At 68.1% G+C, this 24647-nt stretch carries 23 protein-coding genes; 5 read left to right on the top strand and 18 right to left on the bottom strand.

What is annotated here, in order from left to right; all coding sequences use genetic code 11:
- Positions 1-2: 2 nt before the first annotated feature.
- The 9 genes from bamC to BUB20358_RS13880 all read right to left on the bottom strand — a co-directional run bounded on the left by bamC (position 3) and on the right by BUB20358_RS13880 (position 8324).
- Positions 3-1148 (bottom strand): NlpB/DapX family lipoprotein, encoded by a 1146-nt coding sequence (bamC, locus tag BUB20358_RS13920; protein ID WP_006763962.1) that lies wholly within the window; start codon positions 1146-1148, stop codon positions 3-5.
- A 111-nt stretch (positions 1149-1259) separates the two neighbouring features.
- On the bottom strand, positions 1260-2165 hold the full coding sequence (dapA, locus tag BUB20358_RS13915; RefSeq protein ID WP_035972114.1) for a 4-hydroxy-tetrahydrodipicolinate synthase: 906 nt from the start codon (positions 2163-2165) through the stop codon (positions 1260-1262).
- A gap of 46 nt (positions 2166-2211) precedes the next feature.
- Complete coding sequence (locus BUB20358_RS13910; RefSeq protein WP_006763960.1) at positions 2212-2814, bottom strand: class I SAM-dependent methyltransferase; 603 nt, start codon at positions 2812-2814, stop codon at positions 2212-2214.
- A gap of 8 nt (positions 2815-2822) precedes the next feature.
- Positions 2823-4025 carry a tryptophan--tRNA ligase gene (locus BUB20358_RS13905; protein WP_006763959.1) on the bottom strand — a complete coding sequence of 401 codons (1203 nt, stop codon included), beginning with the start codon at positions 4023-4025 and terminating at the stop codon, positions 2823-2825.
- Between the two features lie 8 nt (positions 4026-4033).
- The gene (locus BUB20358_RS13900; protein ID WP_035972113.1) at positions 4034-4696 is read right to left on the bottom strand and encodes a site-2 protease family protein; all 663 of its coding nucleotides are present in this window, start codon (positions 4694-4696) and stop codon (positions 4034-4036) included.
- 51 nt (positions 4697-4747) lie between these two features.
- Positions 4748-5380 (bottom strand): L-threonylcarbamoyladenylate synthase, encoded by a 633-nt coding sequence (locus BUB20358_RS13895; RefSeq protein WP_006763957.1) that lies wholly within the window; start codon positions 5378-5380, stop codon positions 4748-4750.
- Between the two features lie 70 nt (positions 5381-5450).
- Positions 5451-6281 carry a 3',5'-nucleoside bisphosphate phosphatase gene (locus BUB20358_RS13890; RefSeq protein WP_035972111.1) on the bottom strand — a complete coding sequence of 277 codons (831 nt, stop codon included), beginning with the start codon at positions 6279-6281 and terminating at the stop codon, positions 5451-5453.
- 80 nt (positions 6282-6361) lie between these two features.
- Positions 6362-7252, bottom strand: coding sequence for an alpha/beta fold hydrolase (locus tag BUB20358_RS13885; RefSeq protein ID WP_006763955.1), 891 nt, complete (start codon positions 7250-7252; stop codon positions 6362-6364).
- A gap of 214 nt (positions 7253-7466) precedes the next feature.
- Positions 7467-8324, bottom strand: a complete 858-nt coding sequence (locus BUB20358_RS13880) for a ferritin-like domain-containing protein (RefSeq protein ID WP_006763954.1) — start codon at positions 8322-8324, stop codon at positions 7467-7469.
- A gap of 141 nt (positions 8325-8465) precedes the next feature.
- On the opposite strand from BUB20358_RS13880, the gene BUB20358_RS13875 reads away from it, so the two are divergent.
- The 3 genes from BUB20358_RS13875 (at position 8466) to BUB20358_RS13865 (ending at position 10450) form a co-directional block, all read left to right on the top strand.
- Positions 8466-8990, top strand: coding sequence for a gamma carbonic anhydrase family protein (locus tag BUB20358_RS13875; RefSeq protein WP_006763953.1), 525 nt, complete (start codon positions 8466-8468; stop codon positions 8988-8990).
- Positions 8991-9015: 25 nt separating this feature from the next.
- The gene (gene hslO / locus BUB20358_RS13870) at positions 9016-9966 is read left to right on the top strand and encodes an Hsp33 family molecular chaperone HslO (RefSeq protein WP_035972109.1); all 951 of its coding nucleotides are present in this window, start codon (positions 9016-9018) and stop codon (positions 9964-9966) included.
- Positions 9967-10099: 133 nt separating this feature from the next.
- Positions 10100-10450, top strand: a complete 351-nt coding sequence (locus BUB20358_RS13865) for a hypothetical protein (protein ID WP_006763951.1) — start codon at positions 10100-10102, stop codon at positions 10448-10450.
- A 96-nt stretch (positions 10451-10546) separates the two neighbouring features.
- On the opposite strand, the gene ftsB is transcribed toward BUB20358_RS13865, so the two are convergent.
- From ftsB to BUB20358_RS13820, 9 genes are all read right to left on the bottom strand, one after another.
- Complete coding sequence (ftsB, locus tag BUB20358_RS13860) at positions 10547-10969, bottom strand: cell division protein FtsB (protein WP_006763950.1); 423 nt, start codon at positions 10967-10969, stop codon at positions 10547-10549.
- Between the two features lie 81 nt (positions 10970-11050).
- The gene (eno, locus tag BUB20358_RS13855) at positions 11051-12334 is read right to left on the bottom strand and encodes a phosphopyruvate hydratase (RefSeq protein ID WP_006478406.1); all 1284 of its coding nucleotides are present in this window, start codon (positions 12332-12334) and stop codon (positions 11051-11053) included.
- Positions 12335-12440: 106 nt separating this feature from the next.
- Positions 12441-13295, bottom strand: a complete 855-nt coding sequence (kdsA, locus tag BUB20358_RS13850; RefSeq protein ID WP_006763949.1) for a 3-deoxy-8-phosphooctulonate synthase — start codon at positions 13293-13295, stop codon at positions 12441-12443.
- Complete coding sequence (gene pyrG, locus BUB20358_RS13845; protein ID WP_006763948.1) at positions 13292-14953, bottom strand: CTP synthase; 1662 nt, start codon at positions 14951-14953, stop codon at positions 13292-13294. The genes kdsA and pyrG overlap by 4 nt, the downstream gene beginning before the upstream one ends.
- Before the next feature lie 240 nt (positions 14954-15193).
- Positions 15194-16039: an alpha/beta fold hydrolase gene (locus BUB20358_RS13840; protein ID WP_006763947.1), complete on the bottom strand. Its 846-nt coding sequence runs from the start codon at positions 16037-16039 to the stop codon at positions 15194-15196.
- Between the two features lie 178 nt (positions 16040-16217).
- Positions 16218-18704, bottom strand: a complete 2487-nt coding sequence (locus tag BUB20358_RS13835) for a DNA internalization-related competence protein ComEC/Rec2 (protein WP_035972106.1) — start codon at positions 18702-18704, stop codon at positions 16218-16220.
- Positions 18705-18761: 57 nt separating this feature from the next.
- Positions 18762-19550 (bottom strand): TatD family hydrolase, encoded by a 789-nt coding sequence (locus tag BUB20358_RS13830; RefSeq protein ID WP_006763946.1) that lies wholly within the window; start codon positions 19548-19550, stop codon positions 18762-18764.
- 64 nt (positions 19551-19614) lie between these two features.
- Entirely contained in the window at positions 19615-20373 is a 759-nt protein-coding gene (gene lolD, locus BUB20358_RS13825; protein WP_006763945.1) for a lipoprotein-releasing ABC transporter ATP-binding protein LolD, read from the bottom strand.
- The gene (locus BUB20358_RS13820; protein WP_006763944.1) at positions 20366-21619 is read right to left on the bottom strand and encodes a lipoprotein-releasing ABC transporter permease subunit; all 1254 of its coding nucleotides are present in this window, start codon (positions 21617-21619) and stop codon (positions 20366-20368) included. The genes lolD and BUB20358_RS13820 overlap by 8 nt, the downstream gene beginning before the upstream one ends.
- Before the next feature lie 161 nt (positions 21620-21780).
- Here BUB20358_RS13820 and BUB20358_RS13815 point away from each other — a divergent pair, with 161 nt between their 5' ends.
- Positions 21781-22845: a regulator gene (locus BUB20358_RS13815; protein WP_094190619.1), complete on the top strand. Its 1065-nt coding sequence runs from the start codon at positions 21781-21783 to the stop codon at positions 22843-22845.
- A gap of 11 nt (positions 22846-22856) precedes the next feature.
- The gene (gene recJ / locus BUB20358_RS13810; protein ID WP_035972104.1) at positions 22857-24554 is read left to right on the top strand and encodes a single-stranded-DNA-specific exonuclease RecJ; all 1698 of its coding nucleotides are present in this window, start codon (positions 22857-22859) and stop codon (positions 24552-24554) included.
- Positions 24555-24647: the final 93 nt, after the last annotated feature.

Here is a 24647-nt window from a genome sequence, read left to right as displayed (position 1 = left end):
GCTCAATTCAACTGCGCGTGCAGCAGCGTAATGATTCGCTGCGCGTCCGCCGAGTTGTCGACCTGGCCGTTCGCGTCGACTACCGCGACCTGCGTGCCGCCATTCCCCTGCGCACGCACGTTGACCAGAAACTCCTTGCCGGGCTTCGCGGCCGACGGGCCGCCGTAGAACAGCTTGCCGAACAGGCCGTCGCGCTTGAGCTCTTCCATCGTATTCGCGTAGCGCACCGTGTACAGGCCCTTCTCGCGGTCGCGATTGTCGACCGCGAAGTTCGTGCGATCGAGCGCGAGACCGACGCGCAGCCATGCGCGGTCGAACGATTCGGCCAGTTGCAGCGTCGCCGCCCCGCTGCTCGTGTCGAGCACCCGAGCCGGCACGGTCGCCGGACGCGCGTCGGTCAGCAGCTGCTTTGCCTGCGCTTCGGTCAGCCCGAACTTCTGCATCAGCTTGGTCAGGAACACGGCCTCGAGCACCGGATTGCGCGGACGCTCTTCCCAGCGCGACGACGTGCCGCCCTGCGGGCCGACCATCATTTCTTCCATCGCGCTATGCGTGATCGAGATGTCGGTATTGCCGGCCGCCGTGCGGTTCACGAGCGTCCGGAAACGGTCGCGCGTACCCGACGAGTAGGCAAAGTCGATCACCTTGCCGATCGTGCGGCGGAACCAGTCGTCGGGAATGTTCGCGCGGTTCTCGGCCCAGTCGGTGACCATGATGCCGGTCGACGGCGCATCGGTCTTCAGCGAAAAACCGTTCTCCTGCCAGAACTCCTTCAGGATCGGCCACAGCTGCTCCGGCGTGCGGCCGTCGACGACGAGCCAGCGGCGGTCGCCGTCGCGCTCGATGTGCATGCCGAGCGGATCCTGCGCGTTCGGAATGCCGTCCGTCGCGTTGCCGGCGGCCGTCGTCGCGCGCGGAGGCAGTGTGCCGAGCCCCGCGTTCGTCGGCGGCGCGACGAACTGCTGCGTGGTCGGCACGGGCTTCAGATCGCTCGGCACCGCGAGCGGCGGCGCCGAGCCGGTGTTCTTGTAGTTGACCCGGTCGGGAGCCAGATAGTCGTTCAGCGTATCGCAGCCGGCGAGCGCGCCCAGCGCCAGCGCCACCACCGAGATCTGGATGGCGCGAGAAGAAAAGGCGAAACGTTTCATGAAATCCTTCGTCTTGCTAGAACGCTCGTCAGGAGCGGCGCCGGACGGAGCCGGCCGGTGCGGGTTGATGATGAGTCGAGCCGACGGCCGCAGGACGCGGCCGCCTTTGCTTCAGGCGAGAACGCCGGCCTCGACGAGCGCCGAACGCACGGCATCGTGGCAGCGCTCGTCGAGCGCGGTGAGCGGCAGGCGGATGCCGCCCTGCATCTTGCCCATCGCCTGCAGCGCCCATTTCACCGGGATCGGGTTCGCCTCGATGAACAGGTTCTTGTGCAACGACAGCAGCTTCATGTGCAGCTCGCGCGCCGTCTTCACGTCGCCGGCCAGCGCCGCGCGGCACAACTCGCTCATCGCACGCGGCGCGACGTTCGCCGTCACCGAGATGTTGCCGTGGCCGCCGAGCAGCATCAGCGCGATCGCGGTCGGATCGTCGCCGCTGTAGATTGCGAAATGCTTCGGCGCGGCCTTGATCAGCTGCGCGGCGCGATCGATGTTGCCGGTCGCTTCCTTCACGCCGACGATGCCCGGCACCTGCGCGAGGCGCAGCATCGTGTCGTTCGCCATGTCGGCGACCGTGCGGCCCGGCACGTTGTACAGAATCACCGGCAGGTCGACCGCCTCGGCGATCGTCCTGAAGTGCCGGTACATGCCTTCCTGCGTCGGCTTGTTGTAGTACGGCACGACCTGCAGCGTCGCATCCGCGCCGACCGCCTTCGCGTGCTTCGTCAGCTCGATCGCCTCGGCGGTCGAGTTGCCGCCCGCGCCCGCGATGATCGGAATGCGCTTCGCCGCGTGCTCGACGGCCGTGCGGATCATCAGGATGTGCTCTTCGACGCTCAACGTCGCCGACTCGCCGCTGGTGCCCACGACGACGAGCGCGTCGGTGCCTTCCTCGATATGCCAGTCGATCAGTTTGCGAAACGCCGGCAGGTCGAGACTGCCGTCTTCGAGCATCGGAGTGACGATCGCGGGGATGCTGCCGCGGATTTGAATGCCGTCTTGGGTGCCGTTAGCCATGAAACGCGATTGATTGTGTACCGGTAAACGTTGAGATTGTAGCGGATTAGCCAGGCAGTTCGTAACGTGGAATTCCCGCCCCCGCGTGCGGGGTCGCGCCCTCGCGCACCGCGCAGATGCGTTGAACGAACGCTTCGCGCGGCGCGGCGACGAAGCCGTCCTCGTACGCGACCACCCGCAACCGGCCGTGCACGGCGTCCAGCAACTCGCCCGGCGCGAGCAGAAACGCAGGATTGGACGGTTTGCCGACCGTTTCGTTTCCGCGCGCGAACGTTTCGTAGATCAGCACACCGCCCGGCATCACCGCATCGAGCAGATGGGGCCAGAGCGGTCGATGCAGATAATGCGTGACGACGACCGCCGCGAACGGCTCGCCGGCCGGCAGCGGCCACGGCGCGCCTTCGAGATCGGCGTCGCGGGCATCGACGCCGGCGATCGCGCGCAACGCGGCGAGCGCAGCCGGATCGCGATCGAGCGCGACGACCGGATGCCCGCGCGATGCGAACCAGCGGGCGTGACGACCGCCGCCGGCGGCGACGTCGAGCACCGCCCCGCCGGCCGGCACGAGCTGCGACCATCGGACGACCCAGCGCGACGGCTCGGTCTGCGCAACGTGGCCGCCGCCGGCGGCGATGACGGGCTCGCGCATGCCGCCGGTCAGGTGTACGACAGGCCCATCGCCTCGCGCACGTCGCGCATCGTCTCCGTCGCGTGCTTGCGCGCCTTGTCGCAGCCGTCGGCGACGATCGCGCGCAGCAGCGACGGGTCGTCCATATACTTCTGCGCGCGCTCGAGCATCGGCTGCTGTTCGCGCAGGATCCCTTCGACGACCGGCTGCTTGCAGTCGAGACAACCGATGCCCGCCGAACGGCAGCCCTTCTGCACCCATTCGTGCGTCGCTTCGTCCGTGTAGACCTGGTGAAGCTGCCACACCGGGCACTTGTCGGGATCGCCCGGATCCGTGCGGCGCACGCGCGCCGGATCGGTCGGCATCGTGCGAACCTTCTTCGTGATCGTCTCGGCGTCTTCGCGCAGGCCGATCGTATTGCCGTACGACTTCGACATCTTCTGTCCGTCGAGCCCCGGCATCCGCGACGCTTCGGTCAGCAGCGCCTGCGGCTCGACGAGGATGATCTTGCGCGCGCCCTCGAGGTAGCCGAACAGGCGCTCGCGGTCGCTCATCGACAGGCTCTGCGATTCCTGCAGCATCGCGCGCGCCTGTTCGAGCGCCTCGTCGTCGCCTTCCTGCTGGTACGCATTGCGCAGCTCGTGATAGAGCTTCGCACGCTTGCCGCCCAGCTTTTTCGCGGCCTCGAGCGCCTTCTCCTCGAAGCCCGGCTCGCGGCCGTACAGATAGTTGAAGCGGCGCGCGATCTCGCGCGTCATCTCGACGTGTGGCACCTGGTCCTCGCCGACCGGCACGAGCGAGCCGCGATACAGCAGGATGTCGGCTGCCATCAGCACCGGATAGCCGAGGAACCCGTAGGTCGACAGGTCCTTGTCCTTCAGCTTCTCGATCTGTTCCTTGTAGGTCGGCACGCGCTCGAGCCAGCCGAGCGGCGTGCTCATGCCGAGCAGCAACGCGAGCTCCGCATGCTCGGGCACCTTGCTCTGGATGAACAGCGTCGCCTGCGCCGGGTCGATGCCCGCCGCGAGCCAGTCGATCAGCACGTCCCAAACGTTCTTCTCGATGACCTCGGGCGTCTCGTAGTGCGTCGTCAACGCATGCCAGTCGACCACGCAGAAGAAGCACGGGTACTCGGACTGCAGCTTCACCCAGTTTTTCAGCACGCCGTGGTAATGGCCGAGGTGCAGCGACCCGGTGGGCCGCATGCCGGAGAAAATACGATCTGGGAACATGATTGTCGTTAGAAAAGCGAAGCGAAAGGAGTCAGGATCGCGCTCACGACGTCGTAGCCGACATTGACGAGCGGGCGCAGCCAGAATTTCGTCAGCACGCCGGTCGTGACGAGCACGAGGACGATGATGAAGCCGTACGGCTCGATGCGCGACAGCGCGATCGATTGCTTCGGCGGCAGCAGCGCCGCCAGGATGCGGCCGCCGTCGAGCGGCGGCAGCGGAAACAGGTTCAGCACGCCGAGCACGAGGTTCACGCTGACGCCGGCGACCGCCATCCGCGTGAAGAACGGCTCGTCGACGCCGACGGCCGCGAATACGATCGTCAGCACGCCCCACAGCAGCGCCTGCACGAAGTTGCAGCCGGGCCCCGCGAGCGACACCCACAGGCTGCCCCAGCGCGGATCGCGCAGATTGCGGAACGCGACGGGCACCGGCTTCGCATAGCCGAACAGGAAAGCGCCGCCGGTCAGGAAATACATCGCGAGCGGAATCGCGATCGTGCCGAGCGGATCGATGTGGCGCATCGGATTGAACGACACGCGCCCCATCATGTAAGCGGTGTTGTCGCCGAGCAGGCGTGCGGCATAGCCGTGTGCGGCCTCGTGCAGCGTGATCGCGAAGATCACGGGCAGCGCGTAGACGGCAATGGTCTGTATCAGGGAAGCATCCATATCGCGGTATTGTAACAAGCGCACTCGCGCCAAAATTGGAGCGGCGCGCGCTCAGGCGGCTGCGAGGCCGAACGGTTCGAGCGCGCCGCGTCCGGCACGCACGAGTTGCGGCTCGTCGCCGGTCAGGTCGATCACCGTCGATGGTTCGCGCGGGCACGCGCCGCCATCGATCACGAGGTCGACCTGCTTCTCGAGCCGCGCGCGGATGTCTTCCGGATCGTTGAGCGGATCGTCGTCGGGCGGCAGGATCAGCGTCGTGCCGAGCAGCGGCTGACCGAGCGACTCGAGCAGCGCCAGCGTGATCGCGTGGTCGGGCACACGCAGGCCGATCGTCTTGCGCGACGGATGCGACAGCCGGCGCGGCACTTCCTTCGTCGCCTGCAGGATGAACACGTACGGGCCCGGCGTCACCGACTTGATCAACCGGTACTGCCGGTTGTCCACCATCGCGAAATTGGCAAGCTCCGACAGGTCGCGCACGAGCAGCGACAGGTGCTGCTTCTCGTCGAGCCCGCGGATACGGCGCACGCGCTCGACCGCGTCCTTGTCGTCGAGGTGGCACGCGAGCGCGTAGCTCGAATCGGTCGGCATCGCGATCACGCCGCCCTTGCTGACGATCTCGGCCGCCTGCTTGATCAGGCGCGGCTGCGGATTGTCCGGATGGATCCTGAAGAACTGGGACATGGGGGAACGTAAAGAGGGATTGGTCGGGTGCGCAATGACGCGAAACGCAGCGGCAGGCTGCCGCGTCGCGTCAGAGCCAGCGCTCCCACACCGGTTTCAGGTCGGACGGCAGCGGCGGCAGGCTGCCGAGCTCGACACGCCCCTCGCCCGGCGCATGGAAATCCGAGCCGCGCGACGCTTCGAAGCCGAAACGACGCGCGACGTCCGCATATTCGCGGTACTGGTCCGGCGTATGACTGCCGGTGACGACTTCGATCGCGCGGCCGCCGAGATCGATGAACTCGCCGAAGAACGCGTCGAATTCGACCGGTGTATAGCGGTAGCGGCCCGGGTGCGCGACGACGGCCTCGCCGCCCGCGCCGCGAATCCACCGAACCGCGTCGGACAGCGTCGCCCAACGATGCGGAACGAAGCCCGGCTTGCCGTCGCCGAGCAGACGGTCGAACACGTCGGCAGTCGACTCGGCATGGCCGTTCTCGACGAGAAAACGCGCGAAGTGCGTGCGCGAGATGAGGTCGGGATTCGATACGAACTTCAGCGCGCCTTCATAGGCGCCGGGAATGCCGAGCGTCGCGAGCTGAGCGCCGATCGCCTGCGCGCGAGCCGCGCGGCCGTGGCGCGTGCGGTGCAGGCCGTCGACGAGCGCGGGATTCGCCGGGTCGACGTTCAAACCGACGATATGCACGGTGCGCGACGCCCACGTGACCGAAATCTCGACGCCGCACAGATAGCGCATCCCGAGCGCTTCCGCCTCGCTGCGCGCCGCCGCCTGGCCGCCGATCTCGTCGTGATCGGTGAGCGCCCACAGCGTCACGCCGCCTGCGTGCGCGCGGCGCGCGACGTCGACGGGCGACAGCAGCCCGTCGGAAACATTGGAATGGCAGTGGAGATCGGCGTTCATTGTCGGCATGGCAGGTGAAGCTTCATTCTACTGCAACGCCGCAATTCGCCGCCGGCGTGCGTGCCGCGCCGGCCGAACCGTCACGCGCAGAACGCCTCGATCAGCGCGGCGATCTGCTCCGGCTGGTCGTGATGCACCATGTGGCCCGCGTCCTCGACGAGCTTCTCGCGCCAGTCCGGAAACGCGTTGAAGCGTGCCTTGAACTCCGGCAGCGGGATGTCGCCGGCGAGGTGCGCGAGCGTCGGCGAATTGACGGCCTCGACGTGCAGCACCTTCGCGCGTACCTGCGCCCATACGGCCATCACCTCGTCGAGCCGGTACAGCAGCGGGCCCGGCATCTTGTGCGCGGGGTCCGCGAGCAGATGGTAGCGACCGTCGTCGCCGCGCCTCGACCAGTGCGCAGCGAGAAATGCGGCGCGGCGCGGATCCAGCCGTGGATTCGTCTTGGTCAGGCGCGCCGCGACTTCGTCGAGCGACGCATACGACCGCAACGCCGGCGGCTCGCGCAGTTCGTCGAGCCAGCCGCGCAACCGGCGCGGCGCCTGCTCGGCCCGCGCGGGCGCGAGCCCGAACCCTTCGAGATCGACGACGCGCCGCACGCGCTCCGGCCGTGCGCCGGCGTACAGGCACACGACGTTCGCGCCCATGCTGTGCCCGACCAGATTGACGTCACCGTTCGGCGCGTAGTGGTCGACGAGCGCATCGAGATCGCCGAGATAGTCGTGGAACCAGTAGTGCCCGCCGCCCTGCCGCGCGACCGGCCAGTCGGACAGCCCGAAGCCGCGCGCGTCGGGCGCGATCACCTGCCAGTCGCCGGCGAGCGCGTCGACGACGAACTGGAACGATGCGGCGACATCCATCCAGCCGTGCAGCATGAACAGCGTCGGCGCATCGGGCCGTCCCCAGCGCCGCACATGCAGCCGGACGCCGCGCACTGTGACGAAATCGGAGACAGAACTCGAGGCATTCATTGCGACCGCCAAAAAAAGAATGGTCGTTCGATTATAACGGCGACGCCTCGGCGTCGGCGTGCTGACGTGGAGGCTGGGCTCTAGCAGCGGGATGGATCAATGTTCAGGCGATGCGATCGACGGTGGCTGCAGCCCAGCGCCGCCGGCTATACGGGCCGGTTAAAGACGCACATCGATGCGGCAAAAAACGCTGCAACGACGACGCTGTGCGCCGCTAGCCGTTCGCGCTGCCGTCGGCGCCGTCCTGCGCGGCCAGTTCGTCGAGTTCCGCCTGCTCGAAGCCGGCGTCGCGCCGCGCATCGAAATTGAACGGCCCGCGCAGCCGCGGCGCGCGATATTGGTCGGCGAGCTGTCGATAGGTCGGCACCGGATCGCGGCCGCTCTCGACGCACAGATGCCGAAACCAGCGATTGCCGATCGCGACGTGGCCGATTTCGTCGCGCAAGATCACGTCGAGAATCGCCGCGGATGCGTCGTCGCCGGCCTGCGCGAGGCGCGCGCGAATCGGCGGCGACGCGTCTAGCCCGCGCGCCTCGAGCGTGCGCGGCACCAGCGCCATGCGCGCGAGCACGTCGGCGCGCGTGCGTTCGCACATTTCCCACAGCCCGTTGTGCGCCGGGAAGTCGCCGTACGTATGGCCGAACGCTGCCAGCCTATCGGACAGCAGCGTGAAGTGATAAGCCTCCTCGGCCGCGACCTTCAGCCAGTCCGCATAGAACGCTTCGGGCAGCCCGGCGAAGCGCCATACCGCGTCCAGCGCGAGGTTGATCGCGTTGAATTCGATATGCGCGAGCGCGTGCAGCAGCACCGCGCGACCCTCCGGCGAGCGCATGCTGCGCCGCTCCAGCTGACGCGGCTCGACGAGCGCCGGACGCGCGGGGCGGCCCGGCAGATCGTCGGGCTCGGACAGCTGAAGCGACGGCGAAATCGCCGCCTGTCCGGCCAGCCATGCATCGTACAGCGCGCGCACCTGCGCCGCCTTCGCGAGCGGCTCGCGCACGCGCAGTGCGTCGAGTGCGGCGCGGCGCACGCAAACGGCCGCATCGGTGAAAGAAGAAGACTCCATGCTCATAAACGGGGACACGTCGCGTGCGTACGCACGAGCGTGCGCACGCGACGGTTTAGAATACGCGTCTGTGCCGCGACGCGACGCGCTCGGCCGACCGACGCGCCATTCTACCGGCGCCCACCATCGAAGAGACAAGGAGACTCCGTGACGATCTACAAGCTGGGCGATACGGCCCCGACGATCCACGAAAGCGTGTTCGTCGCCGACACGGCGGCCATCATCGGCAAGGTCGTGCTCGAGGAAAACGCGAGCGTGTGGTTCGGCGCGACGATTCGCGGCGACAACGAGACGATCACCGTCGGTGCGGGCAGCAACGTCCAGGAAGGCGCGGTGCTCCACACCGACCCCGGCTTCCCGCTGACGATCGCCGAGAACGTGACGATCGGGCACCAGGCGATGCTGCACGGCTGCACAATCGGAGAAGGTTCGCTGATCGGCATCCAGGCGGTGGTCTTGAATGGTGCGGTCATCGGCCGCAACTGTCTGGTCGGCGCCGGCGCCGTCGTGACGGAAGGCAAGACGTTCCCGGACAACTCGCTGATTCTCGGCGCCCCGGCGAAGGTCGTGCGCGAGCTGTCGGACGAGGACGTCGCGCGGCTGCGCAGGAACGCGACGACGTACGTCGAGCGGCGTGCGCATTTCAAGGAGCAACTTGTGCGGATCGGATGATCCGCGCGGATTTCAAGGAACAAGAGTGAGCGACCAGTTACAGAAATTCATGTTCAATGCGGCGCCCGTGCGCGGCGAAATCGTTTCGCTGCGCAATACGTGGCAGGAAGTGCTCGCGCGGCGCGACTACCCTGCCCCGGTGCGCACGGTGCTCGGCGAGATGATGGCCGCGTGCGCGCTGCTGTCCGCGAACCTGAAATTTCACGGCACCCTGATCATGCAGATCTTCGGCGACGGGCCGGTGAAGATGCTGGTCGTCCAGTGCAGCTCGGATCTGTCGATGCGGGCGACCGCGAAGTTCTCCGGCGATGCGGCGCAGACGATCGGCGACGACGCGAGCTTCGCCACGCTCGTGAACGCGAGCGGCCACGGCCGCTGCGTGATCACGCTCGATCCGGCCGACAAGCAGCCGGGCCAGCAGCCGTACCAGGGCATCGTGCCGCTGAACGGCGTCGACGGTCCGCTCGAATCGATTTCGCAGGTGCTCGAGCATTACATGCACCACTCGGAGCAGCTCGACACGCGGCTGTGGCTCGCGGCCGACCGCGACCGCGCGGTCGGAATGCTGCTGCAGAAGCTGCCGGGCGACGGCGGAATCGTGCCGCGCAATGCCGAGACCGACATCGACACGTGGGAGCGCGTGTGCACGCTCGGCGGCACGCTGTCCGCAAAGGAACTGCTCGAAGTCGAGCCCGAAGTGGTGTTTCGCCGGCTCTTCTGGCAGGAGAACGTGCAGCACTTCGAACCGGCCGGCACGCGCTTTCAGTGCTCGTGCTCGCGCGAGAAGGTCGGCGCGATGCTGCGCATGCTCGGCCGCGAGGAAGTCGACAGCGTGATCGCCGAGCGCGGCCACGTCGAGATCCACTGCGAGTTCTGCAACCAGCGCTACGAATTCGATCCGGTCGACGTTGCGCAGTTGTTCGCCGCACCGGAAGTCGCGGCCGGCGTGACGCCCGCGACGAGCCAGCGTCACTGAGTGAGCGGCGCACGCGCACGCGACCGCGCGGGCGCATAATGACGCACGAGCATCGCACGCAGGGCTCGCGCGCCGCAGGCCCGGCCTTCGGCGCAAGCCGCCTTCCGCCGCCGGCGCGCCGCAGGAGAAACAGATGAATCGCCCGTTCCGCACCATCGTCGTCATCGGCGTCGCCGTCGGCACACTTGCCGTGGCCGGCTGCGCGGTGCCGCCATCGTCCACGATCCTGAGCCGCCTGCCCGAATCGGGCGCGTCGGCAGGCCAGCCGCCGACACTGTCGGCCGCCGAGCGCAAACGCTACGACGAGATCGACAAGCAGGTGTTGCGCGAACAGAACGACGCGATGGCGGCCGAGGCTGCAGCGCGCGCATGGGCGTACTACGCGCCGCCGCCCGTCACCGTCTACGGCGGCTATTACAGCGGCGGATGGGGAAATCGCTGGGGAACCGGCATCGGCTACGGCTATCCGGGCTGGTGGTGGTGATGCGTCGTCGGCCCGATCGACGCGATTGACGAATCGTCGGAAATAAAAAAGCGCGGCATTTCCCGCGCTTTTTCAATCGATCGATGGATCGCCGCGTCAGTGATGCGCGGCCTTGTCCTTGCCGCCGTGATGCCGCGACGGTTTCGCGATCGATTGCGGATTCGGTACGACACGCACCGGCGCCGACGACACCGCGCCGCGCGTCGACGTGCTCGACGGCGTGTTGCTCACCGGCGCCGACGGCGCATTCGGCGATACGAACTGCACGAACACTTCGCCGTCCTTCACCATGCCCATCTCGTAGCGCGCGCGCTCCTCGATCGCCGCCGTGCCGCTTTGCAGATCCTGCACTTCGCCGGCAATGCGTTCGTTGCGCAGCTTCTCGTCTGCGTTCTTCCGGAGCTGGTCATCGAGCTGCTGACGCAGTTCATGCACCCGCAGCCAGCCGCCGTGTCCCCACCATAGCGGGTACTGAATGAGCGCCAGCAACGCAATCAGGACGACAGTGACAAGCCGCATGTAGAAGACGCAGATATAAGAAGCGCCGCTCCGCGCATCTGCACAGAGCGGCGTCGACAGGACTAACCCGATAGTAGCGCGTTAGCGCAGGTTGTAGAAAGCCGACTTGCCCGGGTAGCTCGCGATGTCGCCGAGGTCTTCCTCGATGCGCAGCAGCTGGTTGTACTTCGAGATGCGATCGCTGCGCGACAGCGAACCGGTCTTGATCTGGCCGGCATTCAGGCCGACCGCGATGTCCGCGATCGTCGAATCTTCCGTTTCGCCCGAGCGGTGCGAGATCACGGCCGTGTAGCCCGCGCGCTTCGCCATCTCGATTGCCGCGAACGTTTCGGTCAGCGTACCGATCTGGTTGATCTTGATCAGGATCGAGTTCGCGATGCCCTTCTCGATGCCTTCCTTCAGGATGCGCGTGTTCGTGACGAAGAGATCGTCGCCGACGAGCTGCACCTTCTTGCCGAGACGATCGGTCAGCAGCTTCCAGCCGTCCCAGTCGCTTTCGTGCATGCCGTCCTCGATCGACACGATCGGGAACTTGTCGGCGAGCGTCGCGAGGTAGTCGGTGAATTCGGCCGACGACAGTTGCAGGCCTTCGCCCGCGAGCTGGTACTTGCCGTCGTGGTAGAACTCGGATGCCGCGCAGTCGAGCGCGAGCAGCACGTCTTCGCCCGCGCGGTAGCCGGCCTTCTCGATCGCCTGCAGGATCGTCGACAGGCACTCGTCGTTGCTGCCGAAGTTCGGCGCGAAGCCGCCTTCGTCGCCGACTGCGGTGCTCATGCCGCGGTCGCTCAGGATTTTCTTCAGCGCGTGGAACACTTCGGCGCCGCAACGCAGCGCTTCGCGGAACGTCGGCTGGCTGACCGGCACGATCATGAATTCCTGGATGTCCAGGCTGTTGTTCGCGTGCGCGCCGCCGTTCACGATATTCATCATCGGCACCGGCAGCTGCATCGCGCCGGAGCCGCCGAAGTAGCGGTACAGCGGCAGGCCGGCTTCTTCGGCCGCGGCCTTCGCGACGGCCATCGACACGGCCAGCATCGCGTTCGCGCCGAGGCGCGACTTGTTGTCGGTGCCGTCGAGCTCGAGCAGCGTCTTGTCGAGGAACGCCTGCTCCGACGCGTCGAGGCCCATGATCGCTTCGGAGATCTCGGTGTTGATGTGCTCGACCGCCTTCAGCACGCCCTTGCCGTTGTAGCGACCGGCTTCGCCGTCGCGCAGCTCGATCGCTTCACGCGAGCCCGTGGACGCGCCCGACGGCACTGCCGCGCGGCCCATCGTGCCCGATTCGAGCAGCACGTCGCATTCGACGGTGGGGTTGCCGCGCGAATCCAGAATCTCGCGGCCGATGATATCTACGATTGCACTCATGGGTTTCCTCTGAGAATGACGATGGATTCTTCAAGCTGCGACGACATGCGCGCCGGGACTGCTTTCGCTACTGACGCGCGAAGCCGCCGCAAGGTTCATTCGGTCTTTAATTGAAATCGTTTTCCAGGAACGGGCTGCGCTTCACCGCCTGATCGAGCGTGACGAGCGTCTCGAGCAGCGCGCTCATCCGGTTCAGCGGCACCGCGTTCGGACCGTCCGACTTCGCTTCAGCCGGATTCGGGTGCGTCTCCATGAACAGCCCGGCGACGCCTGTCGCGACCGCCGCACGCGCGAGCACCGGCACGAACTCGCGCTGGCCGCCCGAGCTCGTGCCCTGCCCGCCCGGCAACTGCACCGAGTGCGTCGCATCGAACACGACCGGCGCGTCGGTTTCGCGCATGATCGCGAGCGAGCGCATGTCGGACACGAGATTGTTGTAGCCGAACGAGACGCCGCGCTCGCATGCCATGAAGCGGTCTTCGGAGAGACCCGCTTCGCGTGCCGCATCGCGCGCCTTGTCGATCACGTTCTTCATGTCGTGCGGCGCGAGGAACTGGCCTTTCTTGATGTTGACCGGCTTGCCCGAGCGCGCGCACGCGTGGATGAAGTCGGTCTGACGGCACAGGAACGCGGGCGTCTGCAGCACGTCGACGACCGACGCGACCTGCTCGATCTCGTCGACCGAATGCACGTCGGTCAGCACCGGCAGGCCGAGCTGACGCTTGACCTCGCCGAGGATGCGCAGCCCCTCGTCCATTCCGAGGCCGCGAAACGACTTGCCCGAGCTGCGGTTCGCCTTGTCGTACGACGATTTGTAGATGAACGGGACGTTCAGCTTTGCGCAGATCTCCTTCAGCCGGCCGGCCGTGTCGATCGTCATTTGCTCCGACTCGACGACGCAGGTACCGGCGATCAGGAAGAAAGGCTTGTCGAGACCGACCTCGAAATCGCACAGTTTCATGCTTTCGCTCCGACGCGCGCTTCCTTGTTCGCGAGTGCGGCTTCGACGAACGACTTGAAGAGCGGATGACCGTCACGCGGCGTGGACGTGAATTCCGGGTGGAACTGAACGCCGACGAACCACGGGTGCATCGAACGTGGCAGTTCCATCATTTCCGGCAGATCCTCGCTCGGGGTACGGGCGCTGATGATAAGGCCGCCGCTTTCGAGCTGGGGCACGAAGCGGTTATTGACTTCATAACGATGGCGATGACGCTCGTTCACGTCCTTGCCGTAGATCTCTTCCGCGAGCGTGCCGGGCTTGATCGGGCAGCGCTGCGAGCCGAGCCGCATCGTGCCGCCGAGATCGGAATCCTCGGTGCGCGTCTCGACCTTGCCTTCGCGGTCGTACCATTCGGTGATCAGCGCGACCACGCGTTCCGGCGTGTCCGGATCGAACTCCGTGCTGTTCGCGTGCTTGAGGCCGACGACGTCGCGCGCGAATTCGATCACCGCGAGCTGCATGCCGAGGCAGATGCCGAGGTACGGCACCTTCGCTTCGCGCGCATAGCGGATCGCCGCGATCTTGCCTTCGGTGCCGCGCCGCCCGAACCCGCCCGGCACCAGCACCGCGTCGAGATGCCTGAGGCTGTCGACGCCATTCGTCTCGATCTCTTCCGAGTCGATGTACTCGATGTTGACCTTCGTCGACGTGTGCAGCGACGCGTGGCGCAATGCCTCGATCAGCGACTTGTACGATTCGGTCAGGTCGACGTACTTGCCGACCATGCCGATCGTCACTTCGTGCTTCGGATTCTCCAGCTTCTCGACGAGCTCCGACCACATGCGCAGGTCGGCATCCTTCGGCGACAGCTTCAGCTCTTCGCAGATGATCCGGTCGAGCCCCTGGTCGTGCAGCATCTGCGGAATCTTGTAGATGCTGTCGACGTCCCACACCGAAATGACCGCGTCTTCCGGCACGTTCGAGAACAGCGAGATCTTCTTCGATTCGTCGTCCGGAATGCGGCGGTCCGCACGGCACAGCAGCACGTGCGGCGAGATGCCGATCTCGCGCAGCTTCTGCACGCTGTGCTGGGTCGGCTTCGTCTTCAGCTCGCCGGCCGTCGCGATGTACGGCACGAGCGTCAGGTGCACGAAGCATGCGCTGTTGCGGCCGAGGCGCAGGCTCATCTGGCGAGCGGCTTCGAGGAACGGCAGCGATTCGATGTCGCCGACCGTGCCGCCGATCTCGACGATCGCGACGTCCGGCTCGCCGCAGGTCGCCGACGCGGCGCCGCGCTCGATGAACGCCTGGATCTCGTTCGTGATGTGCGGGATGACCTGCACGGTCTTGCCGAGATAGTCGCCGCGGCGCTCCTTGCGGATCACCGATTCGTAGATCTGACCGGTCGTGAAGTTGTTGGCCTTGCGCATCTTCGTGCTGATGAAGCGCTCATAGTGGCCGAGGTCGAGATCCGTCTCCGCGCCGTCTTCCGTCACGAACACTTCGCCGTGCTGAAACGGGCTCATCGTGCCGGGGTCGACGTTGATGTAGGGATCGAGTTTGAGGAGGGTGACTTTCAGACCGCGCGATTCGAGGATCGCGGCGAGAGAGGCGGCGGCAATACCCTTGCCGAGGGAAGAAACTACGCCGCCGGTGACGAAAACATATTTGGTCATCGCTGGATGCTCGCGGGAAAAACGGATTATACCGTAAAGCTCGCGCTTCTCTCAGCAAATGGCGCGATGATCGCACCCCGTCGCGACGCCGCGCGACGCCCGTGCGGGACGGCGTTGCCGGCCGTCCGCGCGGTGCCGTCGGCGGCCGCGTCGATGCGGTTGCCGCATCGCCGGGAAGCCTTGGCAACGCCGGTGCGGCGGCCGCCCGATCGCTCGGCGCCCGCACGACGAAGCCGCTGCTCAGGCGCGCTTCGCAAGCGGCAAGTCGTGCGGCGGCGCGCCGCCCTCTTCCGCCTTCAGCGAATTCAGCATCCGCTGCAATGCGCGCGCCGTTTCGATCGGCCGCTCCATCGGAAACAGATGACTGCCTTCGACCCACTCGATGCGCCCGCGCGCCGCGCGCCGCGTCGCGTCGAGCCCGACCTGCCGCACCTCGCGCGAGCGCGTGCCGGCGAGAAAGCCGAGCGGCACCGGCGCGCCGTGCGCAAGCCGCGGGCCGAGCGTATGCGGCAGCGTCCGGTAGATCAGATATTCGATCTGCCGGTCGAACGCGAGCGCGCGTTCGCCGCCGGCGCCGGCCTGCGGAATCGCGTAGTCGATGTAGTCGGCGAGCATTCGTTCGTCCCAGCGCGCGAATGCCGGCTTCTCGCGAAAATGCCGCCAGACCTCGTCGCGGCTCGGCCAGCGCGTGCGCCGCTTGCGCGTCGCGGCGGCCGGCGACAGCCGCTCGTCGAGCCCCGCCCACTGGCTCGCACGCAATGCGCGGGCGCGCCAGCCCGCGATGATCGGCGAATCGATCATCACCACGCCGCGCACCCACTGCGGTTTCTTCAGCGCGGCCATCAACGACAGGTAGCCGCCGAGCGAATGACCGACGAGCCACACGGGACGCTCGTAACGGCTGCCGACGTCGTCGAGCAGCTGCTCGACGAGGTGCGGCCAGTCGCGCGTGACCGGATAGCGCCGGTCGTGGCCGATCCGTTCGATATAGCGCACCTCGTAGTCGTCGGCCAGTTCGGCGAAGATCGTCCGGTACGTCGACGCCGGAAAGCCGTTCGCATGCGAGAAATGGAGGATGTCCTTCAAACGCCGATGTCTCCTGTGTCGATCGGAACCCGTGCGGCGCCCCGGCTGCGATTCCGCGCTTCGCGGTCGATTCGCGATTCGATTCGGATCGCGGCTTCTGCCGTTGCGCGCTGCTTTGCACGCTGCGGCAGCGCAGCGGTGCATGCGGTCGTTGCCGGCTGCCCGCGTCGAAACACGCTCACCGATCCATCCAGTAGCGCCGCTGCGTGTCGCGATACCGCTCGAATGCGAAACCGCCGCCTGCCGGCGCCACCTCGAACCGCACCGCGCCGTCGAGATCGGTGCGCGGCAACGGAATCCCGCGCAGTCCATAGCGCGCCAGAACGGTGCGGTGCGGATGCCCGAAACGGTTGCGATAGCCTACAGGAAATACCGCGACGCGCGGCCGGACCGAGTCGAGGAAAGGCTCGATCGACGACGTGCGGCTGCCGTGGTGCGGAACGATGAGGATCTGCGCGGCGAGCGCGTCCGCCGCATCGTCGACGAGCCGGCGCTCCGCGCGCGCGTCGATGTCGCCGGTCAGCAACGCGGACGTGCCGCCCGCATCGATGCGCAGCACGCACGACTGCCCGTTCGACGAACCGGCGCCGGGACCGCCCGCCGGCCACAGCATCGTGAACGCGACGCCGTCCCAGGTCCAGCGCTGCCCGGCCGCGCACGGCAACCGGTCCGTCACGCCGGCAGCGCGCGCATCGCGCCACAGCGGGCTCGTCGGCGCAACGCCGGCGAGCAGCTGACGTACGTCGACGGCCGCATAGACGGCCGGCGCGCCGCCCGCATGATCGGCGTCCCCATGACTGATCACCAGCGCATCGAGCGTGCCGATCCCGCGGGCGCGCAGCGCCGGCGCGACGATCCGCGCGCCCGCATGCGTGGACTCCGCGCCCGGTCCCGCATCGAACAGCAACGTGCGGCGCGCGGTCTGAACGAGCACCGCCGCGCCCTGCCCGACGTCGAGCACGGTCAGCCGGAAGCCGCCGGGTGGCGGCGCATCGGATGCCGGCGCGACGAGCGGCAGCCACGTGAGCGGCGCCGCCCAGCGCAGCGGCCAGACGCGCGGCATCAGCGCCCACGCGACACCGACGCACGCGAGCACCAGCACCGGCCAGTCGGGCATGCGCAGCCACCATACGCCGGCCGGCCAGTCGGCCAGCCGCCCGAGCAGCACCATCATCGGTTCGAGCGCCGCGTGCGCGACACGAAACGCGTACGCGTCGAGCGGCGCGGGCAGCGCGATGCCGGCCAGCACGATCGGCGTGACCACCGAGCTGACCCACGGAATCGCGAACGCATTGCCGAACGGCCCCGATATCGAGATCTGCGCGAACCACGCGGCCGTCAGCGGCGCGAGACCGATCGTCACCGCGTACTGCACGCGCGCGGCCTCCGCGATGCGACGCGCCGCGCGTTTGCCCCACGCTCGCAGCCGCCGCCCGCGGCTCGCCGCATCGTCGTCTTCCGCTTCGTCCGTCCCGTCGAACGCGCGCGCGGCGCGCCAGCCGGCGACGGCGAGCAGAATCACGGCGACCGCACCGAACGACAGCCAGAACCCGGCCGACAGCACAGCCCACGGATCGGCGAGCAGCACGCCGCCGAGCGCCGCGCACAGCACCGCGGACGTCGGCACGCTGCGCCCGGCCAGATAGGCGACGCCGCCGGCCGCGATCATCCACCACGAGCGCTGGGCCGGCACGTTGAAACCGGCAAGTGCCGCGTAGCCGGCCGCCGCCAGCAGCGCCGCGACCGACGCCGCGTACGGCGCGGGCACGATCAGCGTCGCGGCCCGCGCGCGCCAGCGCACGCGGCGCCATGCGATCGACACGAGCCCGCCGGCGATCGCGCCGACCAGCCCGACGTGCAAGCCGGAGATCGCGACGAGGTGGCTCGTGCCGGTATTGCGCAGTACGCGCCAGTCTTCGTCGCCGATGCCGGACTGGTCGCCGATCGCGAGTGCGGCGACGATGCCGCGATGCCGCGCGTCGACGCCGAGCGTCGCGCCGATGCGCGCACGCAGCACGTCCCGAAGCCGATCGATCGATGCGCGCCATCCCGACGCGCGCGCATCGAGCAACACCGCGCGCTGCGGCGCGACGACATAGCCGATCGCGCGAATCCCCGCGGCAAGCCACGCCGCCTCGCTGTCGCGCACGCCGTCGTTCGCCTCCGCATGCGGACGCTTCAGCCGCACGACGACGCGCCAGCGCTGCGCGGCACGCAGTTCGGGAATCGCATCGCGCGCGTCCGTCGCGCCATAGGCGCGCCACGACAACCGGATCAACGGCGGAAATCGCGCGAGTGCCGCATCGTTCGATTCGACCGCGAGCAGCAGCCGCGCGCCGGTCTCGTCGATCGTCGGCAATCCGCGGATCACGCCCGTGACGACGATGTCGCGTCCTTCCCACTCGACCGGCAGACTGTCGCGCAATCGCCATTCGGCACGCGCGGCCGCATAGCCGAACCCGGTCGCGCAAGCGGCGAGCGCGCACAGCGTCCAGCCGAGCGCGATGCCCGCGCGTGCGCGGCAACGGCGCACGCACCATGCACGGAGCAGCGCGCAGCCCGCGAGCACGGCCGCGCCCGTCGCCCAGACGATCGCACCCGGCAACGCCGCCTGCCGCTGCAGCACGACTACGCCGAGCGCGAACGCGATCCACCACACGCGCATCGCACCTCCTCGCCCACGTCGCGCCGCGACGCCACGCGCGGCACGTTCCGACGACGATTATGCGGACGAAAGGGCGAGTCGCGGCAGCGCGGCGAGCGCGTTAGCCGAAGTGGATAGGGACAGCGCGTGCGCGTCGATGCCGCGCAATTCGGCGAGCACGTCGCCGATGCGCGGCACCTGATCGGGCGTGTTGCGGGACTTGTATGCCCATTCGGGCGCGATGTCGGGCGCGTCGGTCTCGACGACGATCGCATCGAGCGGCAATTGCGTCGCGAGCCGCCGGATCTGCCGCGCGCGCTCGAACGTCACGTTGCCGCCGAAGCCGAGATGCAGTCCTTGCGCGAGATACGCGTTCGCCTGCTGGAAGCTGCCGTTGAACGCATGCGCGATACCGCGCCGCACGCCGAAACGGCGCAGCCCGGCGAGCACGCGATCCTGCGACTTGCGTACATGGCACAGCACGGGCAGATCGAATTCGCGCGCGAGTTTCAGCTGCCCTTGATAGAAAAACTGCTGCCGCGCTTCGTCGAGCCCCGGCACGAAATAGTCGAGGCCGATCTCGCCGATCGCGACGAAACGCGGATCGTCGACGCTCGCTTCGATCTCCATGCGCAGCCGATCCAGATCGTCGTCGCGCGCGTGCGGCGTGAACAACGGATGAATGCCGAGTGCGTAGACGGCGCCGGGCGTGCGCTGCGCGAGCTCGCGCACCGTCGCGAAGTTGTCGCGCCCGACGCTCGGGATCACGATGCGCGACACGCCGGCCGCACATGCGGACTGCGCGACCGCGTCGCGGTCGGCGTCGAATTCGGCGGCATCGAGATGGCAGTGCGTGTCGATCCACATGTCGGGGTTCCGCGAGGTTGGCGCCGCGCGCCGCTGCTCCGTGCAGCCCGCTGCGGACGTTCTTTCAAACCGGGAGCACCGGCTCCTCGTGCAGTACGCCGTCGCGCAGCCGCATGATGCGGTCGCAGCGCGCGGCGAGATCCGGATCGTGCGTGACGATCACGAAGCTCGTATCGAGCGTCTCGGACAACTCGAGCATCAGGTTGAACACCGTATCGGCCGTCGAACCGTCGAGGTTGCCGGTCGGCTCGTCGGCGAGCACGCACGCGGGTTTGGTAACCAGCGCACGCGCGATCGCGACGCGCTGCCGCTCGCCGCCCGACAGTTCGCCCGGCCGGTGCTTCGCCCGCGGCCCGAGTCCGACACGGGCGAGCATCGCCTGTGCCTGCTCGCGTGCGTCCTCGGTCGTCATCCGGCGGATGCGCAGCGGCATTGCGACGTTGTCGAGCGCGCTGAACTCCGGCAGCAGATGATGAAACTGATACACGAAGCCGAGCGCGCGATTGCGCAGCTCGTTGCGCTCGCGCTCGGCGAGCTGCGTGAACGGCTTGCCGAGCAGCGATACCTCGCCCGCGCTCGGCTCGTCGAGGCCGCCCAGCACGTGCAGCAGCGTGCTCTTGCCGGAACCCGACGCGCCGACGACCGCCAGCTTCTCGCCGCGCCGCACCGCGAGCTCGGTGTTGTTGAGCACCTGCACGTTGAAGCCGCCCTGCACGAACGCCTTCGTGATCCCGCGCGCCTGAAGCACGTATTCCTGCATACCTGCCGAATCCTGTCTGATGGGTTGTCGTGATGCCGCGAATGCGGTCGCGCGGTCATTCATAGCGCAGCGCCTCCGCCGGCTTCACCTTCGCGCCGCGCCAGCTCGGGTACAGCGTCGCGACGGCCGACAGCGCGAACGCGATCAGCCCGATCTTGATCACGTCGCTCGCGACGAGCTCGGACGGCAGCTCGCTGATGAAGTACACGGACGGCGGCAGGAACTGCACGCCGAACAGATGCTCGATCATCGGGATCAGCCACGGAATGCTCCATGCGATCAGGCAGCCGAGCGCCACGCCCGACGCGGTGCCGACGAAGCCGATCGTCACACCCTGCACGACGAAGATCTTCATGATCGAGCCCGGCTGCGCGCCGAGCGTGCGCAGGATCGCGATGTCGGCCTGCTTGTTGGTCACGGTCATCACGAGCGACGACACGAGGTTGAACGCGGCGACCGCGATGATCAGCGTGAGGATGATGAACATCATCCGCTTCTCGATCTGCACGGCCGAGAACCACGTCTTGTTCTGCTGCGTCCAGTCGCGGATGTACAGGCTGCCGGACAGCGTATGCGACAGCTCGAGCGCAACCTGCGGCGCCTTCTGCATGTCGGTCAGCCGCAGCCGCACGCCGGTCGGCGCCGGCAGCCGGAACAGCGCCTCGGCGTCGCGGATGTTGATCATCGCGAGCGTGCTGTCGTATTCGTAGTGGCCGGATTCGAACACGCCGACCACCGTGAACTGCTTGAGCCGCGGCATCATGCCGGCCGGCGTGATCGTGCCTTCGGGCGCGACGAGCATGATCTTGTCGCCGACCGTCACGCCGAGGTTGCCGGCGAGCGCATCGCCGAGCACGATGCCGAACTGCCCCGGCACCAGCGCGGCGAGCTTGCCGGCCTTCATGTCCTTGCCGATGTCCGACACCTGCGGTTCGAGCGACGGCTCGATCCCGCGCAGCATCACGCCGCTCACCGCATCCTGGCGCGTGAGCAGCGCCTGCGCTTCGACGTACGGCGCCGCACCGATCACCGACGGATTGCGGCGCGCTTCCTGCGCGGTGAGCTGCCAATCGGGCATCGAGCCCGTCGGCGAGAACACCTCGACGTGCGCGAGGACCGACAGCATGCGGTCGCGCACTTCTTTCTGGAAACCGTTCATCACCGACAGCACGACGATCAGCGCCGCGACGCCGAGCGCGATCCCGAGCATCGAAACGAGCGCGATGAAGGAAATGAAGCCGTTGCCGGTCGTGCGTTTGCCGGCGCGCGTGTAGCGCCAGCCGATCTGCCATTCGTACGGAAGTTTCAAGCGAATCCTTTCTGCTGGTTGCGGCGGGATGGCGGCCCGCGGCCGGCGCGCCGCCCGGCGGCGGTCGAGGCCGGGGCGCGGTCGAAAAACGGCCGCCGGACGCGAACGGGCCGGCAGCCGGCCCGATCACGCGCGCAGTTTGCCATACAATGCGCACCATCATGCACGACCGACGCCTCCATTTTCTCGTTCCGTTCGCGCTGCCGTCGGCGGCCGATGCGGCTTCGTCCCTGCACACGCTGGACCGTCCCGCACTCGAAAAGTTGCTCGCCCGCGCAAGCATGGTCGAGCGCGTCGCCGGCGAGGACTTCCAGCGCACGCTGCCGCACGAGCGCTGGCTGGCCCGCCAGTTCGGCGCGACTCACGGGAATGCGGCCGACGAAGCGCCGCTCGCACCGTACATGCTGCTCGCGGACGGCGGCGATCCCGGCACGCATGCATGGGCGTGCGTCGAGCCCGTTCACGTCGAAATCGCGCACGATCACCTCGTGCTCGTCGATCCGGCGACGCTCGCGCTCGACGACGGCGACGCCGCCGCGCTGCTCGCGGTCGCGCGCCCGCTGATCGAAGAGCTCGGCGTGCGGCTCGAGGCGCCGAATCCCGCGCGCTGGTACTTGTCGAGCGAACAGCTTGCGCGGCTTGCCGGCGCGGCGCCGCTGCGTGCGAGCGGGCGCAACATCGAGATCTGGCTGCCGCACGACGCGCACACCGGCGAGCGCTCGCGCGTGTGGATGAAGCTGCAGAACGAAGTGCAGATGGCGTGGTTCCAGCATCCGGTCAACGAAGCGCGCGAAGCGCGCGGCCTGCCCGCCGTCAACTCGATCTGGTTCCATGCGCAGGGCACGCTGAAGCCGGTCGGCAAGCCGTTCGCGCGCGTGCTGTCCGCGTCGCCGGCCGCGCTCGGCCTCGCGCTCGCGTCGCGCGCCGACGCCGACACGCCGCCGGCATCGTTCGATGCGCTGCCCGCTGCCGACGGCGCGACGCTCATCGAGCTGCCGACCCTGACCACCCCTTTCATCGAACAGGACTGGCCGCGCTGGCACGACGCACTCGCCGCGCTCGAGCGCGACTGGTTCGCACCCGCGCTCGGCGCGCTGCGAAACGGCGAGCTGACCGGCGTCGATTTCACGCTGTGCGGCGACACGAGCTCCGTGACGCTGCGTGCGACGCGCGGCGACCTGCGCAAATTCTGGCGCCGCCGCGCGCTGGCGTCCCTGTTCGAATAACCCGACTCCGAATGACCCGCATCGTTACCCGCCCCGTCGCGCCCGCCGACGCCGAAGCGCTCGCGCGCCACGGTCTGCATCCCGTACTCGCGCGCCTGTACGCGTCGCGCGGCGTGCAGTCGCCGGCCGATATCGAGACGGCGCTCGCGCGGCTCGTTCCGCCCACCGAACTCAAGGGCTGCGCGGACGCCGCGTCGCTGCTCGCCGATGCAATCGCCGCGCGTCGCCGGCTGCTCGTCGTTGCCGACTACGACTGCGACGGCGCGACCGCGTGCGCGGTCGCGGTGCGCGGGCTGCGGATGTTCGGCGCGCAGATCGACTATCTGGTGCCGAACCGCTTCGAGTACGGCTACGGCCTCACGCCGGAGATCGTCGAGCTCGCGGCCGCGCGCCGGCCCGACCTGCTGATCACCGTCGACAACGGGATCGCGAGCGTCGCGGGCGTCGAAGCCGCGAACGCGCGCGGCATCGACGTGCTCGTGACCGACCATCACCTGCCCGGCGACGCACTGCCGGCCGCGCGCGCGATCGTCAATCCGAACCAGCCCGGCTGCGCGTTTCCGAGCAAGCACATCGCGGGCGTCGGCGTGATGTTCTACGTGCTGCTCGCGCTGCGTGCGGAGCTGCGCCGCCGCGGCGCGTTCCCGAGCAAGGAAGCCGAGCCGCGCCTCGACGGCTTGCTCGACCTCGTCGCGCTCGGCACCGTCGCCGACGTCGTGCGGCTGGACGGCAACAACCGCGTGCTCGTCGCGCAAGGGCTGCAGCGCATCCGCAACGGCCGCATGCAGCCGGGCGTCGCCGCATTGTTCCGCGCGGCCGGCCGCGACGCGCGCACCGCGTCGGCGTTCGATCTCGGTTTCGGCGTCGGGCCGCGGCTGAACGCGGCCGGCCGGCTGTCCGACATGTCGCTCGGCATCGAATGCCTGATCACCGACGATATCGGCCGCGCGTGGGAACTCGCGCAGCAGCTCGATGCGATGAACCGCGAACGCCGCGAGATCGAAGCCGGCATGCAGCAGCAGGCGCTCGCCGATCTCGCCGACGTCGATCCGGCCGACGCGTGCACGATCACGCTGTTCAACCCCGCGTGGCACCAGGGCGTGATCGGCATCGTCGCCGGCCGGCTCAAGGAAAAATTCCACCGCCCGTCGTTCACGTTCGCGCATGCGGACGAGCACGGGATGCGCGTCAAGGGATCGGGCCGCTCGATCGCCGGCTTTCATCTGCGCGACGCGCTCGACCTCGTGTCCAAGCGCGAGCCGGACCTGATCGTCGCGTTCGGCGGCCACGCGATGGCCGCCGGCGTGACGCTCGACACCGCGAACGTGCCGCGCTTCGCGGCCGCGTTCGAAGGGGTCGCGCGCGAATGGCTGTCCGACGACGTGCTGTCGCGCGTGATCGAGACCGACGGCGAACTCGAGGACGCGTACTTCACGCCGCAGTTCGTCGGGCTGCTCGACGAGGCCGTGTGGGGACAAGGCTTTCCGGCCCCGCTTTTCTCCGGCGAATTCGACGTCGTGTCGCAGGCGCTCGTGAAGGACAAGCATCTGAAGCTGCAGCTCGCGCGCGGCCGGCAGCGCTTCAACGCGATCTGGTTCAACCGCACGGAGCCGCTGCCGGCGAGCGCGCTGATCGCGTACCGGCTCGTCGCCGATACGTGGAACGGCGTCACGCGCGTGCAGCTGGTCGTCGAGCACGCGGCCGGTTGACGCACGCGCGCGCGGCGCGGCACCGCGCCCGCTTCGGCCCGCGCGCCGTGCCGAAGCGGCCCGCCGCACGCGGCCGAACACCGTTCCCGTCGC

The sequence above is a fragment of the Burkholderia dolosa genome, assembly GCF_902499135.1.
Taxonomy (GTDB): Bacteria; Pseudomonadota; Gammaproteobacteria; order Burkholderiales; family Burkholderiaceae; genus Burkholderia; species Burkholderia dolosa.
The sequence above is the reverse complement of the archived record's forward strand: the minus strand, read 5'-3'. Positions and strand labels throughout refer to the sequence as shown.